This window comes from Vibrio kagoshimensis, assembly GCF_050337535.1.
Classification (GTDB): domain Bacteria; phylum Pseudomonadota; class Gammaproteobacteria; order Enterobacterales; family Vibrionaceae; genus Vibrio; species Vibrio gallaecicus.
On sequence record NZ_JAKJSZ010000007.1, the window covers coordinates 165,537 to 182,104 of the forward strand.

Consider the following 16,568-nt stretch of genomic DNA (forward strand, 5'->3'; position numbering starts at 1 on the left):
TACAGGATTCCAGATATGATATCAATTACTCTTGGATAAAGCATTGACTCTTAAATAATGCGTTACTTTCCAAGCGTTAAGACTTATTAGCCTGTTTAAGGACAAACATGACCCCTTTAGCACTCATTATGATTATTGCAGCCTACTTACTGGGTTCGATCTCTAGTGCTGTCTTAATTTGCCGTGTCGTCCGTTTGCCAGACCCTAGAACGGTCGGTTCAAATAATCCAGGTGCGACCAATGTACTGCGCATAGGGGGGAAATATGCTGCGGCATCGGTACTTCTTTGTGACATGCTGAAAGGGACCATTCCAGTTTGGCTTGGATATTTTCTAAATATTGACGCCGTAATGCTTGGCGTCATCGCCATTGCTTCTTGTTTAGGCCATATGTATCCCCTTTTCTTTCACTTTAAAGGTGGAAAAGGTGTGGCAACAGCCTTAGGAGCCATCGCTCCGATAGGGTTAGATCTAACTGGCATGATTATGGCGACCTGGTTAATCATTGCTTTTATTTTTCGCTATTCTTCTCTTGCCGCAATTGTCACCGTATTGCTTGCTCCATTTTATGCATGGCTAGTTAAGCCGCAGTACACTTTGCCAGTCGCTATGCTTTGCTGCTTGATTGTGTTGCGACATCACCAAAACATTCGTCGCTTAATTGATGGAAGCGAACCAAAAATTGGACAAAAAAAATCAGCTTAGCACATGATCATTTGGCTATTAACTTGCAAGAAGTAAACCTTCAACATGAGTTAATGATTGAAGCCAATGAATCCACAAGACTAAACTGATTTTTATTACCTGTAATCACATTCAAGTAATCAAGATGATTGGTCAGATAACGACTCTAGCCATAAACTTTAGCTAAGAATGTTTCGAGCATCTTAGTCACAAATTCTGGCTGCTCTAAGTTACTGATATGCCCAGCCTTTGGAATTTGCACAAGCTCACTCCCTGTAATGCAATCATGCATTAAGTAAGACTCTAATACTGGTCTCGGCTTATCTTCTTGACCAACAGCCACCAGAACTGGCAAAGCAAACTGTTCAACAGTATCAATGAGATCTCTTCGACCAAAGACCATGCGCCCAATTCGTGCAATTTGCTCAGCATGCTCACCCTGTATTTTAGATAGAGTTTGAGCAAAATCATCAACCAACTTAGGGTTATCTGTTTGTGCATCATTAGCAAAAAATAATGGAACAACAGCATCAACAATAGGTTGAGGAACCAATTTCAGTTGTTCAATACCACCTAGCATTTCAAAATATTTTGCATGAGCAACTTCTGGTTCTAGGCCCACAAACGTATCCATCAGCACTAAAGATTTAACACGAGAAGGCGCTAGCGCGGCTAACTCCGTACCCCACATACCACCAACAGATAAACCGATAATAGAAAAATCTTGGATCCCTAAATGATCCAATAATGACAAAATATGCTGTGCGTAATCTTTTAAATTACGCATGGTCGTAGGGGCTGCTTCCGAAGAACCATGAGACCATAAGTCAGGTACAATACAGCGATAGGATTGACTAAGAGCTTCAATCTGAGGCTGCCACATTTTGCTATCCCAAAGGTAGCTATGCCCTAAGACTAAAACTGGTCCCTCACCTTGGTCGATATAAGTCATTGTCTGATTGTCTATCGTAAACTTTTCCATTTCTCTTCCTACTTTCTTTACCTAACAAAACGGTCGCTATAAAAGCGACCGTTTAGAAATACGTGAACATCAATACGTCAGTAAATAATACATCAGTAAAAGTTCAAACTGTTATGCCACCGGTTCAAGCTGGTCAATAGGCCAGCGAGGTGTAGCGTGTACTGATAAATCCGCCACTTCGCCATTTTTAAGGCGTTGCATTCCGGCATAAGCGATCATCGCCCCATTATCTGTACAGAACTCAGTACGCGGGTAATACACCTCACCACCAATTTTATTGGCAAGCGCTTCAAGCTCAACACGTAACTGCTTATTTGCACTTACACCACCAGCAATCACTATACGTTTCATGCCTGTCTGTGCCAATGCGCGCTTACACTTGATTACTAAGGTTCCACATACTGCTTCTTGGAATGCATAAGCAATATCAGCACGAGTTTGCTCATCGTCATCATTTGCTCGAATGGTATTTGCAGCAAATGTTTTAAGACCAGAAAAACTCATGTCTAAGCCTGGGCGATCTGTCATTGGACGTGGAAATTTAAATCGACCAGGCGTGCCTTTTTCAGCAAGGCGAGACAGCAATGGTCCACCTGGGTAATCTAGCCCCATTAGCTTAGCCGTTTTATCAAAGGCTTCACCCGCCGCATCATCAATCGATTCGCCAAGGATCTTGTATTCGCCAATCCCTTTGACTTCGACCATCATAGTGTGACCACCAGAAACCAGCAAAGCCACAAATGGGAACGGAGGTGGATTATCTTCTAGCATAGGAGCAAGCAGGTGACCTTCCATGTGGTGAACTGGTACAGCTGGTACGCCCCAAGCGTAAGCAATACTGCGACCAATCGTTGCACCAACCAGCAGTGCGCCAACCAAACCAGGGCCAGCTGTGTAAGCCACGCCATCAATATCTTTTGATGTGAGGTTTGCTTCCGCTAAAGCTGCTTTAATCAGTGGAATGGTCTTTTTCACGTGGTCACGTGATGCCAGCTCAGGCACAACACCGCCATAGTCGGCATGCAGCTTTACTTGGCTATATAATTGATGAGAAAGCAGCCCCTGCTCATCATCATAAATCGCGATTCCTGTTTCATCACAAGAGGTTTCAATACCAATAATGCGCATAATTTTCTCGGCACGCTTTCGTCTAAAATGGGAAATTAGCGCAATATTACCCTGCCTAAGCTCTTCAAACAAATATTGTACAGACTATAATCGACAAAGTGCTTTACAAAGCCACTGTGATCGGATTAAAATTCCGCACCATTTTTGATCAAGCTGGTTAGAGACCAAACATAAAAGAGAGTTAGCTCGATGGGTAACTTCTCTGATTTGGAAATGAGTAACCAGCGATAATGAATAACCCCTGAGGTGAAAGGCATATGCCAATAGTTAAAGTACGTGAAAACGAACCGTTCGACGTTGCACTACGTCGTTTCAAGCGCTCTTGTGAAAAAGCAGGTATCCTTTCTGAAGTGCGTCGTCGTGAGCATTACGAAAAACCAACTACAGTTCGCAAACGCGCTAAAGCAGCAGCTCAAAAGCGTCACGCTAAGAAGCTAGCTCGCGAAAACGCACGTCGCGTTCGCCTGTACTAATAACTTAATCCATAAGGACTGAGTTATGGCTCTAATTGAAAAACTCAAAGACGAGCAAAAATTAGCGATGAAAGCCAAGGACAAACCGCGCCTTGGTACTATTCGTTTAGCCTTATCAGCAATTAAGCAACGTGAAGTTGACGAGCGGGTCACTCTGACCGACGACGACATTCTTGCAGTGCTAGTAAAAATGGTTAAACAACGTCGCGATTCTGTTACCCAATATGAATCAGCTAATCGTCAAGATTTGGCTGATGTGGAGAAAGCAGAAATTACTGTACTTGAAGGCTTTATGCCTCAACCGTTAACGGAAGATGAAGTGTCTGCTCTAGTTGATAGCGCAATCACAGAATCTAACCCTGCGGGCATGCAAGACATGGGTAAAGTAATGGCTATCTTGAAACCACAAATTCAAGGGCGTGCAGATATGGGTAAAGTTAGTGGTTTAGTTCGTTCTAAACTCGCTTAATCCCATAAAAATTGCAGCAAGCCGTGTAATCCTTTGGAAAGCACGGCTTGTTTGTATCTATAGCCTATTCAATTTTCACTAATACCTAACTATTATCTACTCCTCTAGTTAGTGCTTTTTTCTAAGGTTTTATGGCAGGACACATCCCTCGCAGTTTCATTGATGATCTCCTTGCACGTCTTGATATAGTCGACATCGTTGACGCACGCGTAAAACTTAAGAAAAAAGGCAAAAACTACGGTGCTTGTTGCCCTTTCCATAACGAAAAAACACCATCGTTTAGCGTCAGCCAAGAAAAGCAGTTTTACCACTGTTTTGGTTGTGGCGTACACGGTAATGCTATCGATTTCATCATGGAATTCGAACGCTTAGATTTTGTGGAAGCAATAGAAGAGCTGGCTTCATATCTCGGATTAGAAGTCCCTCGAGAGCAGCGCAGCGGTGCGATCACAACTGCACCCAGAGCTAATTCAGAACAAAAGCGTAATCTCTATGATTTAATGGAAGGGATTAGCCAGTTTTATCGTTCTCAATTGAAACTGTCTGCCAATAAACCTGCGATTGAGTACCTCAAGAACCGTGGTTTATCAGGCGAAATTGTCCAGAAGTTTGGTATCGGTTATGTCGCTGATGAATGGGACTTAGTTCGAAAGAATTTTGGTCAGCAGAAAGATGCTCAAGATATGCTCGTCACTGGCGGCATGTTAATTGAAAACGACAAAGGCAACCGATACGACCGCTTCCGTGGCCGAGTGATGTTCCCAATCAGAGATCGACGTGGTCGCGCGATTGGCTTTGGTGGGCGAGTATTGGGTGATGGTACACCTAAATATCTTAACTCACCTGAAACCCCGATCTTTCATAAAGGCAAAGAGCTATACGGACTTTATGAAGTCTTACAAGCATATCGTGAACCGCCTCAAATATTAGTCGTTGAAGGCTATATGGATGTAGTCGCGCTTGCTCAATATGGTGTAGATTATTCGGTCGCATCATTAGGCACATCCACTACTGGCGATCATGTTCAAATGCTATTTCGCCAAACGAATACCGTGGTGAGCTGTTACGATGGTGACCGAGCAGGTAAAGAAGCCGCATGGCGCGCACTAGAGAACTCACTGGAATACCTTAAAACAGGTAATACTTTGAAGTTTTTGTTTTTGCCTGATGGTGAAGACCCAGACAGTTATATAAGAGAAAACGGGAAAGATGCGTTTGAACACTTAGTTCAAAATGCGACTCCGCTTTCTACCTATTTATTTGATAACTTGATTGAGCTACACCAGCTTAATCTAGGAACAAATGAAGGGAAGTCAGCACTGCGAGCTCATGCCAGTGCCATGATAAATAAAATTCCAGACAGTTATTTCCAAGAATTACTGGAGAAATTACTGGATGAAAGAACCGGTTTTGATAACCAACTAAGAAGAGCAAGAAATCACAGCCAAGGTAACAAGCCTCAACCTCATAAAGAGTTGAAGCGAACACCAATGCGAGAGGTTATTGCTTTGCTTATTCAAAATCCGAGCTATGCTGATATGGTACCGGATTTATCAAGTGTGAAAGAGCTTACTCTCCCAGGGTTAAGTTTATTAACAGAAGTACTTGATAAGTGTCGTTCGAATCCCCATATCAACACGGGTCAATTATTAGAACATTGGCGCGATAGTAAAAATGAGGCACTTCTGTCTCGTCTTGCGAGTTGGGAGATCCCCCTCGATGAAGACAATCAAGAAGATATATTTTTAGACTCATTGGACAATATACTTGCCCAGTGCGTGGAAAAACAAATTGAAAATCTACAAGCTAAAGCAAGAAGCATCGGTTTATCAGCCGAAGAAAAAAGGGAGCTGCTAGCACTTATGCTAGATTTAAAAGCGTAACCCTACTTGGTTAGTCAGAAATCAATCAATTTGTTAGAATTTATGGTTTGCATCAAGAATGCAACGTCCTTCACCAGACCTGAAGTTGGATATCATCTATGGATCAAAATCCGCAGTCACAGCTAAAATTACTTGTTATTAAAGGCAAGGAACAAGGCTATCTGACCTACGCCGAAGTAAACGACCACCTACCTGCAGAAATTGTTGATTCTGAACAGGTAGAAGACATTATTCAGATGATCAATGACATGGGTATTAAAGTAGTTGAAACTGCTCCTGATGCTGATGATCTTGCTCTGAATGATGACGATACCAATATAGATGAAGATGCAGCTGAAGCTGCTGCCGCAGCTCTATCAAGCGTAGAAAACGAAATTGGTCGTACAACTGACCCTGTCCGCATGTACATGCGTGAAATGGGTACTGTTGAGCTACTAACTCGTGAAGGCGAAATCGATATCGCTAAGCGTATCGAAGATGGTATTAATCAAGTTCAGCTTTCGGTTGCTGAATACCCTGGCACTATTCCATACATCTTGGAGCAGTTCGACAAGGTTCAGGCTGAAGAATTACGCTTAACTGACCTAATCAACGGCTTCGTTGACCCAGACGATGATGGCACTGCAGCACCAACTGCGACTCACATCGGTTCTGAGCTTGCTGAAACTGATCTAAAAGATGAAGACGGCGAAAACAAAGAAGGCGATGACGAGGAAGAGGAAGAAGAAGACACAGGTATCGACCCTGAGCTTGCTCTTGAGAAGTTTACTGCTTTACGCACTAGCTACCAAAATCGTCAGCTTGCAATCAATGAATACGGTAATGACAGCCCGAAAGCAGTACTTGCAACAACAATGATGCAAGACGTTTTCAAAGAGTTCCGTCTAACGCCGAAGCAATTTGATTATCTAGTAACCCAACTTCGAACTTCAATGGATCGAGTACGTACTCAAGAACGCTTAATCATGCGTCAAACTGTTGAGTACGGCAAAATGCCGAAGAAATCTTTCATTGCACTATTTACAGGCAACGAATCTAGCGAAGCATGGTTGGATGAAGTATTAGCTTCAGATAAACCATACGCTGAAAAAATCAGACGTAATGAGCATGACATCCGTCGTTCGATTCAAAAGCTAGACATTATTGAACGTGAAACATCTTTAACAGTTCAAAGCATTAAAGATATTAGCCGTCGTATGTCTATCGGTGAAGCAAAAGCTCGCCGTGCAAAGAAAGAAATGGTTGAAGCTAACTTACGTCTAGTAATCTCGATTGCTAAGAAGTACACAAACCGTGGTCTACAATTCCTGGATCTAATCCAAGAAGGTAACATCGGTCTGATGAAAGCTGTAGATAAGTTTGAATACCGTCGTGGTTACAAGTTCTCAACTTACGCTACGTGGTGGATCCGTCAAGCAATCACTCGTTCGATTGCCGACCAAGCTCGTACTATCCGTATTCCGGTTCACATGATCGAAACGATCAACAAACTAAACCGTATCTCTCGTCAAATGCTACAAGAGATGGGTCGTGAACCACTACCGGAAGAACTTGCTGAACGCATGCAGATGCCTGAAGACAAGATTCGTAAAGTACTGAAAATCGCTAAAGAGCCAATCTCAATGGAAACACCAATCGGTGATGACGAAGATTCGCACCTAGGTGACTTCATTGAAGATACAACTCTAGAGCTTCCACTAGACTCAGCGACAGCAACCAGTCTACGTGGCGCAACTAAAGACGTTCTTGCAGGTCTAACACCTCGTGAAGCAAAAGTACTGCGTATGCGTTTTGGTATCGATATGAACACAGACCACACTCTAGAAGAGGTTGGTAAACAGTTCGACGTTACTCGTGAACGTATCCGTCAGATTGAGGCTAAAGCACTTCGTAAGCTTCGTCACCCAAGCCGTTCAGAAACTCTGCGCAGCTTCTTAGACGAATAATTACAGATTAAAGTGTGATTAACTTTTAATCATAAAATACAAAAGGTGAGCACTGGCTCACCTTTTTTGTATCCCACTGATTTAAGTGGTTAATATATAATCGCGATCCGTACAATTTGTCTCTATAACAGCTATATCGAAGCTAGACACAGTAAAAAGCATCCCCTATAATCTATCCCCTATCGGCCCCTTAGCTCAGTGGTTAGAGCGCACGACTCATAATCGTTCGGTCCCCAGTTCAAATCTGGGAGGGGCCACCAAATTAAAAAAGCCAGAACAGTTTACGCTGCTCTGGCTTTTTGCTTTTCTAAGGTAGGTATTCGACTGCATTACAATATCCATACTCGAAGCTAACTTAGAAATAAAAAACGAGAGCACTTAGGCTCTCGTTTATTCCAGTCAGCAAAAAGCAAAGGTGGTATCGACTTTATTAGTAGTTGATTACCTGCATCTATAAAGTTAGCAGCTCTAGGCTTTATTCAAATTGAAAATTCCATAAGCTGTGACCAATAAATTATTTAACACCACAAATAAATGTAATATTACATCGAGCAATGAATAGGCACCTTTGCATTTTCGGTAGATATTATTCTACTGTTACAGCTTTCGCTAAGTTACGAGGCTGATCGACATCAGTACCTTTAATCAAAGCAACATGATAAGACAGCAATTGCATTGGTACCGTGTAGTAGATAGGTGCGGTTACTTCATTCACATGAGGCATCTTGATGATCTTCATGTTCTCATCGCTTTCAAAGCCCGCATCTTCATCAGCGAATACGTAAAGTAAACCGCCACGAGCACGTACTTCTTCAACGTTCGATTTCAGCTTCTCTAGCAAATCGTTGCTTGGTGCAATAACAACTACTGGCATGTCTGCATCGATAAGAGCCAAAGGACCGTGCTTAAGCTCACCAGCAGCGTATGCTTCTGCGTGAATGTAAGAGATCTCTTTCAATTTAAGAGATGCTTCCATCGCGATTGGGTAAAACTCACCACGACCCAGGAACAGAGTGTGGTGCTTATCAGCAAAATCTGGTGCCAGTGCTTCAATCTCTTTATCAAACGCTAGTGCTTTCTCGATATCAGCAGGCAGTTGGTGAAGTGCTTGAACGATTTCCGCTTCTTTCTCTTCATTGATACGACCTTGCAGGCGACCAATTGACGTTACCATCATCAGCATTGCAGCTAGTTGAGTGGTGAATGCTTTAGTAGAAGCAACACCGATCTCAGTCCCTGCGCGAGTCATGAAAGCAAAATCAGATTCACGAACCAACGAAGATCCTGCAACGTTACAGATAGTCATTGCAGACATGTAACCCTTCTCTTTTGCAAGACGAAGCGCAGCAAGTGTATCAGCGGTTTCACCAGACTGAGACAAAGTCACTAAAAGGCTGTTCGGGCGAACAACGAAATCACGGTAACGGAACTCAGAGGCAATCTCTACATCACAGCTTACGCCAGCTAGAGACTCAAACCAGTAACGTGCTGCCATACCAGAGTTGTAAGATGTACCACACGCGATGATCTGCACGTGTTCAACCTTACTTAGGATCTCTTCAGCTTTAACACCAATTGCGTTAGTGATAACAGAAGTGTCAGAAATACGACCTTCCACAGTGTTGATTAGCGCCGTTGGCTGTTCAAAGATCTCTTTCTGCATGAAGTGACGGTATTTACCTTTATCACCTGCGTCGTGTTCTGCATTTGACTCAACGATTTCACGCTCAACACGCTCACCCGCTACATCAAATACTGTCACGTCACGGCGAGTCACCTCAGCAACATCACCTTCTTCTAAGTACATGAAACGACGAGTTACACTTAAAAGTGCAAGTTGATCAGATGCTAGGAAATTTTCACCCACACCAAAACCAATAACAATAGGGCTACCAGAGCGAGCAACAACAACGCGGCTTGGATCTTTACGATCTACAGCTACAGTACCGTATGCACCTTCTAGTTGTGTTGCTGTTTTCTGTAGCGCTTCAACCAAAGAAGCTGAAGTACGAAGTTCCCATTCAACTAAGTGAGCAATAACTTCAGTATCAGTTTGTGAAGTAAATACGTAGCCACGCTCTTGCAGCATAGCGCGCAGTGCTTCGTGGTTTTCAATAATACCATTATGTACAACAGCGATATCACCAGACATGTGTGGGTGTGCGTTCGCTTCAGATGGCTCCCCGTGTGTGGCCCAGCGTGTATGAGCGATACCTGTACCACCAATAACATCTTGAGAATTGACTGCATCAGCAAGCTCTTGCACTTTACCCAAACGACGCACGCGAGTTAGGTTATTATCAGAATCAACAACCGCTACACCTGCTGAATCGTATCCGCGGTATTCTAAACGACGTAAGCCTTCTACTAAAATTTCAGCGACATCACGTTGTGCTACAGCACCGACTATTCCACACATGGTTATACTCCATTAATTTTTGGTTATTCCTACAGCAGCAAGCAAAGGCTATATCTATAAAGATTAAATGTAGGACATTAAATTTATATTGTTATTTAAATTGATTTAAACCGGCTTGGTTAAGATCACTCGAACTTGATGCGACTCAATGGTCGCTTTAGCTTCTTGGGCTAATTCTGCGTCTGTAATCAATACATCTATATGCTGCCAAGCCAATTCTAAATTTGGTATTTTTCTTCCAACTTTCTCTGATTCCACCATGACGATAACTTCACGAGAAACTTCAGCCATGACTTTACTAAGCCCAACTAATTCATTAAAAGTGGTCGTTCCACGCTCTAAGTCAATGCCATCAGCACCGATGAAAAGCTGATCAAAATCGTAAGCTCGCAACACTGACTCAGCGACTTGCCCCTGAAAAGATTCAGAATGGGTATCCCATGTTCCGCCCGTCATTAATAAAGTGGGTTCGCTTTCTAATTCATTCAAAGCATTCGCAACATGTAATGAGTTAGTCATGACTACTAAACCACGCTTACCATTTAATTGCTCAATCAATGCCCCTGTCGTACTGCCACTATCGATAACAATACGATTATGGTCACGGATCAGGTTTGCAGCAGCACTTGCAAGAGAAATCTTTCGATTCGAAACCTTATGGCTCATTTCGTCACTTGCAACTTCCTTAGGTAAGGCAATCGCTCCGCCATAACGGCGTAAAAGCTGACCATTTTTCTCAAGAGACGCAAGATCCTTTCTAATTGTGACTTCAGAGGTTTCAAACTTAGCGGACAATTCATCGACGCTAACCTCACCTTTTTCATTTACGAGGCTAGAAATTGTATGCCTTCTAAGCTGAGTGTTTCGTTTCGACATTTAAGAAAGACCAAATAGTTTCGATTTGAAACTTATTATAGTTACATCGAAACTATTTAGTCTATTTATTTCGATCTAAAAAATTAATCTTTTGAGATAAAACCTTGTCCTAAGACAATTGTTAAGCAGTGATATTGAAGTGATTCGGTGGTAGAATCCGCACCCTAAAAGAAAAAAAATTACAGAATTGACCGTTATTTTTCTGCAACTTACACCTGTTATGTTGGTGTAAGTCACAGAAACCCGATGTTGAATCAAAACAGTTTGGTCATAAAATGACTAAAACTGATGAAAGACTTACAACTCTGAAGGTTAAAAGCAACACACTATAGTTTTACTAACAGGCACAAAATGTTGGAGTTATAGATGAGCACCTTTAGGCAATAAACAAATTTCAAATTGTAACAATACTTACCGGAGAGTACCTTCCATGAAAAAGACCAAAATCGTATGTACGATTGGCCCTAAAACTGAATCTGTAGAGAAGCTAACTGAACTAGTTGATGCTGGCATGAACGTTATGCGTCTTAACTTCTCTCACGGTGATTTCGCAGAGCACGGCACACGTATCGCGAACTTCCGTAAAGTAATGGAAAACAAAGGTGAGCAACTTGCTATCCTTCTAGATACTAAAGGTCCAGAAATCCGTACTATCAAATTAGAAGATGGTAATGACGTAGATCTAGTAGCTGGTCAAGAGTTCACTTTCACAACTGACTCAACAGTTGTTGGTAACAAAGACGTAGTAGCAGTAACTTACCTAGGTTTTGCAAAAGACCTAACAGCAGGTAACACAATTCTTGTTGATGACGGCCTAATCGAAATGGAAGTTATCGCAACAACAGAAACTGAAGTTAAGTGTAAAGTTCTTAACAACGGTGCTCTAGGCGAAAACAAAGGTGTTAACCTTCCTGGCGTTTCTGTTCAACTTCCAGCTCTTTCTGAGAAAGACAAAGCTGACCTTAAGTTTGGTTGTGAGCAAGGCGTTGATTTCGTTGCTGCTTCTTTCATCCGTAAAGAAGACGACGTTAAAGAAATCCGTGAGCTTCTAAACGCTAACGGCGGCGAGAACATCCACATCATTTCTAAGATTGAAAACCAAGAAGGCGTAGATAACTTCGATTCAATCCTTGAAGCTTCTGACGGCATCATGGTTGCTCGTGGTGACCTAGGTGTTGAGATCCCAGCTGAAGAAGTAATCTTCGCTCAGAAAATGATGATCGAGAAATGTAACCGTGCACGTAAGATGGTTATCACTGCAACTCAAATGCTTGACTCTATGATCAGCAACCCACGTCCAACTCGTGCAGAAGCGGGTGACGTTGCGAACGCTATCATGGATGGCACTGATGCTGTAATGCTTTCTGGTGAAACTGCTAAAGGTAAGTACCCAGTTGAAGCTGTTACTATCATGGCTCAAATCGCGAACCGTACTGACGGTGCTCTTAAAGCAGAACTTGGTTCTCGCCTAGACAGCCCTCGCCTACGTATCACGGAAGCAGTTTGTAAAGGTGCAGTAGACACAGCAGAGAAGCTAGCTGCTCCTCTAATCGTTGTTGCAACTGAAGGCGGCAAATCTGCACGTTCAGTACGTAAGTACTTCCCTACAGCAAACATTCTGGCTCTTACTACAAACCAAAAAACAGCTGCTCAGCTAGTTCTAACTAAAGGTGTTACACCTGTAGTTGTTGAATCTATTGCAAGCACTGATGCTTTCTACATCGACGGTAAAGAAATTGCTCTACAATCTGGTCTTGGTAAAAAAGGCGATATCGTAGTAATGGTTTCTGGTGCTCTAGTTTCTTCTTGCACTAACACTGCGTCTGTACAAGTTCTATAAAAAGTAAATAACTTCACATAGAATATAAAAAGAGGGCTTCGGCCCTCTTTTTTTATGAATCAAATCTTGCCTAACTTTTCAGTACGCTGTATTATCCAACCCAGAACTCCGTACTGTTATTTTCCTATTCTACTCATTACAAATCAGAAAATTGACAGACAAAAATCCAAAAAAGATTGAGAGCATGTAATGTCTAGTCCAACACTAACTGACAAAGTAGCAAAAATGATTCGCCAAGATATTTTGAAAGGTGATTTACGCCCTGGTCAAAAGCTTGTGGTAGCAGAATTAAAAGAAAAATATTGCGTTGGCGCTTCACCAATACGTGAGGCCTTAGTTCAATTATCTTGGAGTAAATACGTTAAGCTAGAGCCACAAAAAGGGTGTTGGGTCGCTCCTGTCTCAAAAGAAGAGTTGAACGACTTATACGAAAGCTTACGTGTTGTATCTTCCGTACTATTGAAAAAAGCAATTGCTATGGGCGATGAAACTTGGGAATTGGAAGTACTAACGTCTTATCACAAGCTTTCACGTATTCAGAACGTAGTAGAAGAATTCGACAGTGCAGAATGGGAAGAGCGCCACCAACAATTTCATATTGCTCTTCTTGAAGGCGCAGACTCTAAAAATATGTTTGAATTCTTTAGCGATTTGATTAATCAGGTTAAGCGATACCGCTTCCTAGCACTATCTGAAAACTCTTTATCCGATGATTTGTTTAACATCGATGAGCACGAGATGATCATGAAGTTAGTACTAGCAAAGAACTCTGAACAAGCAGCTGAGCTGCTTGACCGCCACCTTCATGGTTCAATGAAGCGCATTGAGCAAGTGATTGAAGCTGCTTAAAAATCAAGTTGATATTAAAACGGAGCCTTTCGGCTCCGTTTTTTATTACCAACCAAAAAACTCTTTGTGGTGAGTATTCAGTAGCAATACCATTAATAAGAAGTACAGTGCACTAAGTTTAAACCCAAGTATCAACAATGTACCTATTGTGATCCTCACTAAACAATCAACATACATACCAAGCCTCTCAAAACCAGATAGTATGATCCCCAAATCTATTCACCTTAAACAATTCCAATAAGCAATAATCCAAACTCTCTAACGTTATTCATGGCTTATTAGAATTGATTAGTCATGTACTGATTAACGTTATTCCATACAAGTAAAACTAATCATCAACTACAACAACAGAATAAAAGCTCAGGATCTTTCCCATAATTCAGTTTAGTGAAGCATTAGACTTTAGTCTAATATCCTTAACTTTATGAGAGAGAACATTGATAAACACAATCGCATGCAGAGGTAAAAATAGGCTGGTAAAATCAAAAAATGAAGTGACTTAGCTAAAGAATAAGCTAGGCGATATCGTCTTGGCTGCCGCAAAGAGAAACCAAGTTTCGGCCTGAAGATTTAGATTCGTACAGCGCTATATCTGCACACTTATAAGAACGGGTGCTGTTACTCGTTAAGTCAGTAAAGCCTATGCTGATCGTAACTTTCGTCCCATCAGTTTGCTCAACTTGTTCTCTCAAACGATTGAGTACCAACTGCGCCTCAGCTAACGATGTATGAGGCATGAGCAAAGCAAATTCCTCACCTCCAACTCGAGCAACAAAGTCAGTAGTGCGCAGGCTTGTCACTAACAATTGTGCGACCGCTTGTATTACTCGATCTCCTTCATCGTGACCGAGTTCATCATTAATCCGTTTGAAATGATCAATATCTACGAGTGCTAAGCAGCAGGTTGCTTCATTTGGGTAGCGTTCACATAAAAGAGAATGGCGTTCAAGTTGCTCTTCAAACTTTCTACGATTCCACAGCTGGCTTAACGAATCACGCTCACTTAAGATACGCAGCCTATCCTCTAGCTCCTTACGTACCGATATATCAACTAATGAAGTAATATAGTAGCTCGTTTTATTCGATGCATTTTTAATGGCATGAACGCGCATGATGGCAGTAAAAGGCAAACGTAATTTTGTTTTACACGTCACCTCGCCTTCCCAAATATCCTCATCGGCTAAATGGGTCCAAATACGTTTCATAGCATCAAGATCATCAGTATTTTCAAATAAGATCTTAAGTGCATTCTTCCCTTCTAGAGACGCACCGCCATACCCCGTCATACTCTCAAATTCATTATTAATCATAAGCGTTCGATGAGATTTATCGGAAATCATAACAGCCGACATACCATTCAAAGCTGCACGCGCCAGCTTACTTTCAATATTTCGGCGACGAAAATGAACTACGACAAAAGCAAAAGGTATAGCAAAGATCAGCATCGCAAAAAGTACAATGACCTGTTCTTTAGCCAGGTCATCCAAGTCACGTTCAGCCCTTTGTAAAAGCTGCGTTTCATTCAGTTGTACCACAAGAAATAGCTTTTGCTTTGCAGCTAAGCTAACTTTATTGAATGCAAATAAGTTATCATCTTCAAAAATATAACCCGTTTGCTCCTGAGAAATATGATCCCACAACTTCGGTGCTATTTTTTTAAGGTTGAATTCTTTGCGCTCTGGGATCGAGTCACCAAATAACTTGCTATTGTTATGGCTGGCAATGTAATAACCGGACTCGTTAACCACTTCTGCTCTGACATCATGATCTGGAGAGAAGTTTAGTCTTGAAGCTAAATTCCAAACATCGATATTAATCACCAGGTAACCTGCAACCTGACCTTTCGCCGATACAGGTGTGATAATCCTTAAAATAGGCTTATATGGATAAACCAGTTCACCATGGTCAGTTTCAAGTTCTATTCCCCAAGCCCCGATTTCTTCTGCTTGCAAACTTTTCGCATAATTAAAGTAGCTTTCTTGAGACTTATCTTGCAAACGACCAGGTACCGTCACAATTCCATCAGAGAAGGAATAATTCATTCGAACTTGTTCAATACCATTCAAATCAAGTAAATGAATTTGGGTATACCACTTCTGATTCCTTAATACTGACTCCCATACTTCCTCTAACACTTTCTTGTTTTGAATTGATGGAGAAGTAGAAAATTCGATCAAACGCTGGCTATGGCTAAGTAGTTCCATAACAGAAAGAAGTTGGTCTCGCCAAACGCTATATTCACGTTCGGTATAGACTAATTGGTGCAGAGCTTGTTTTGCAGTGTTGTTGAAGCTTTGATGTTTAACATTTTGATATCGTTGTAAGTAATACAAACTAACAACAGAGCAAAAAGTAATACTGATGATGAGAAGCGTAAACACTAATTTTTTATTTCTCATCTTTTTCTCTCTGCTCTATGAATTGGGGAAGGAGTATACCACCGTAAAGTTTGAACAAAATAAAAGCCGCTAGAAAAAAGCGGCTTTATTGTCAATTTTATAAATAACCAATACTAATGAGGTATCTAACCTTTAAGTGACCTTTCACCACGAGCAATGCCCACAACGCCACTTCGGGCGACTTCTACAACGTCAGTCACTTCAGAGAGAGCTTGAATGAATGCATCTAACTTTTCACTGGTACCTGCCATTTGAACCGTATATTGAGAGGCAGTAACATCAACAATCTGCCCTCGGAAAATATCAGCGGTACGCTTAACTTCCGCACGAGCAAAACCACTGGCTTTAACTTTTACCATCATAAGCTCACGTTCGATATGCTCAAATTCCGAGACTTCTTGGACTTTGAGTACATCAATTAACTTATGCAGCTGCTTTTGAATTTGCTCTAATTGCATCTCATTAGAATTAGTCGTTACGTTCAAACGCGATAATGTTGGATCATCCGTTGGTGATACGTTCAAAGATTCAATGTTATAGCCACGCTGAGAAAACAAGCCAACCACACGAGAAAGCGCACCAGGTTGGTTTTCCATTAATAGCGAAATAATGTGTCTCATA

13 protein-coding genes and 1 tRNA gene are annotated in these 16,568 nt (G+C 41.7%); 8 read left to right on the plus strand and 6 right to left on the minus strand.

Annotated features, from left to right (window positions below; genetic code table 11):
* The first annotated feature begins 107 nt into the window (after positions 1-107).
* A complete protein-coding gene (gene plsY / locus L4C37_RS08330) occupies positions 108-704 on the plus strand; it encodes a glycerol-3-phosphate 1-O-acyltransferase PlsY (RefSeq protein ID WP_372264411.1) in 597 nt (198 codons plus the stop codon).
* A gap of 145 nt (positions 705-849) precedes the next feature.
* Here the strand turns inward: plsY and L4C37_RS08335 are convergent, their stop codons facing one another.
* Entirely contained in the window at positions 850-1,665 is an 816-nt protein-coding gene (locus L4C37_RS08335; protein ID WP_429768320.1) for an alpha/beta fold hydrolase, read from the minus strand.
* A 111-nt stretch (positions 1,666-1,776) separates the two neighbouring features.
* The gene (tsaD, locus tag L4C37_RS08340; RefSeq protein ID WP_137374453.1) at positions 1,777-2,793 is read right to left on the minus strand and encodes a tRNA (adenosine(37)-N6)-threonylcarbamoyltransferase complex transferase subunit TsaD; all 1,017 of its coding nucleotides are present in this window, start codon (positions 2,791-2,793) and stop codon (positions 1,777-1,779) included.
* Between the two features lie 257 nt (positions 2,794-3,050).
* On the opposite strand from tsaD, the gene rpsU reads away from it, so the two are divergent.
* The 5 genes from rpsU (at position 3,051) to L4C37_RS08365 (ending at position 7,824) form a co-directional block, all read left to right on the plus strand.
* The gene (rpsU, locus tag L4C37_RS08345) at positions 3,051-3,266 is read left to right on the plus strand and encodes a 30S ribosomal protein S21 (RefSeq protein WP_004396009.1); all 216 of its coding nucleotides are present in this window, start codon (positions 3,051-3,053) and stop codon (positions 3,264-3,266) included.
* 25 nt (positions 3,267-3,291) lie between these two features.
* On the plus strand, positions 3,292-3,735 hold the full coding sequence (locus tag L4C37_RS08350; protein ID WP_429768321.1) for a GatB/YqeY domain-containing protein: 444 nt from the start codon (positions 3,292-3,294) through the stop codon (positions 3,733-3,735).
* 131 nt (positions 3,736-3,866) lie between these two features.
* Positions 3,867-5,618, plus strand: coding sequence for a DNA primase (dnaG, locus tag L4C37_RS08355; protein ID WP_137374451.1), 1,752 nt, complete (start codon positions 3,867-3,869; stop codon positions 5,616-5,618).
* Positions 5,619-5,716: 98 nt separating this feature from the next.
* Positions 5,717-7,564, plus strand: a complete 1,848-nt coding sequence (rpoD, locus tag L4C37_RS08360) for an RNA polymerase sigma factor RpoD (RefSeq protein ID WP_137374450.1) — start codon at positions 5,717-5,719, stop codon at positions 7,562-7,564.
* Between the two features lie 184 nt (positions 7,565-7,748).
* Positions 7,749-7,824: transfer RNA gene (locus L4C37_RS08365), tRNA-Ile, on the plus strand.
* A 326-nt stretch (positions 7,825-8,150) separates the two neighbouring features.
* Here L4C37_RS08365 and glmS read toward each other — a convergent pair.
* Together glmS and L4C37_RS08375 are read right to left on the minus strand one after the other, a co-directional pair.
* The gene (gene glmS / locus L4C37_RS08370; RefSeq protein WP_137374449.1) at positions 8,151-9,983 is read right to left on the minus strand and encodes a glutamine--fructose-6-phosphate transaminase (isomerizing); all 1,833 of its coding nucleotides are present in this window, start codon (positions 9,981-9,983) and stop codon (positions 8,151-8,153) included.
* Positions 9,984-10,088: 105 nt separating this feature from the next.
* Positions 10,089-10,859, minus strand: a complete 771-nt coding sequence (locus L4C37_RS08375; protein ID WP_429768322.1) for a DeoR/GlpR family DNA-binding transcription regulator — start codon at positions 10,857-10,859, stop codon at positions 10,089-10,091.
* A gap of 430 nt (positions 10,860-11,289) precedes the next feature.
* On the opposite strand from L4C37_RS08375, the gene pykF reads away from it, so the two are divergent.
* Together pykF and L4C37_RS08385 are read left to right on the plus strand one after the other, a co-directional pair.
* Positions 11,290-12,699 carry a pyruvate kinase PykF gene (gene pykF / locus L4C37_RS08380; RefSeq protein WP_137374447.1) on the plus strand — a complete coding sequence of 470 codons (1,410 nt, stop codon included), beginning with the start codon at positions 11,290-11,292 and terminating at the stop codon, positions 12,697-12,699.
* Between the two features lie 189 nt (positions 12,700-12,888).
* Complete coding sequence (locus tag L4C37_RS08385; protein WP_137374446.1) at positions 12,889-13,548, plus strand: GntR family transcriptional regulator; 660 nt, start codon at positions 12,889-12,891, stop codon at positions 13,546-13,548.
* 515 nt (positions 13,549-14,063) lie between these two features.
* On the opposite strand, the gene L4C37_RS08390 is transcribed toward L4C37_RS08385, so the two are convergent.
* Entirely contained in the window at positions 14,064-15,947 is a 1,884-nt protein-coding gene (locus L4C37_RS08390; protein WP_429768323.1) for a sensor domain-containing diguanylate cyclase, read from the minus strand.
* 125 nt (positions 15,948-16,072) lie between these two features.
* The gene (gene ilvN / locus L4C37_RS08395) at positions 16,073-16,567 is read right to left on the minus strand and encodes an acetolactate synthase small subunit (RefSeq protein ID WP_137374444.1); all 495 of its coding nucleotides are present in this window, start codon (positions 16,565-16,567) and stop codon (positions 16,073-16,075) included.
* Between the last annotated feature and the right edge of the window lies 1 nt (position 16,568).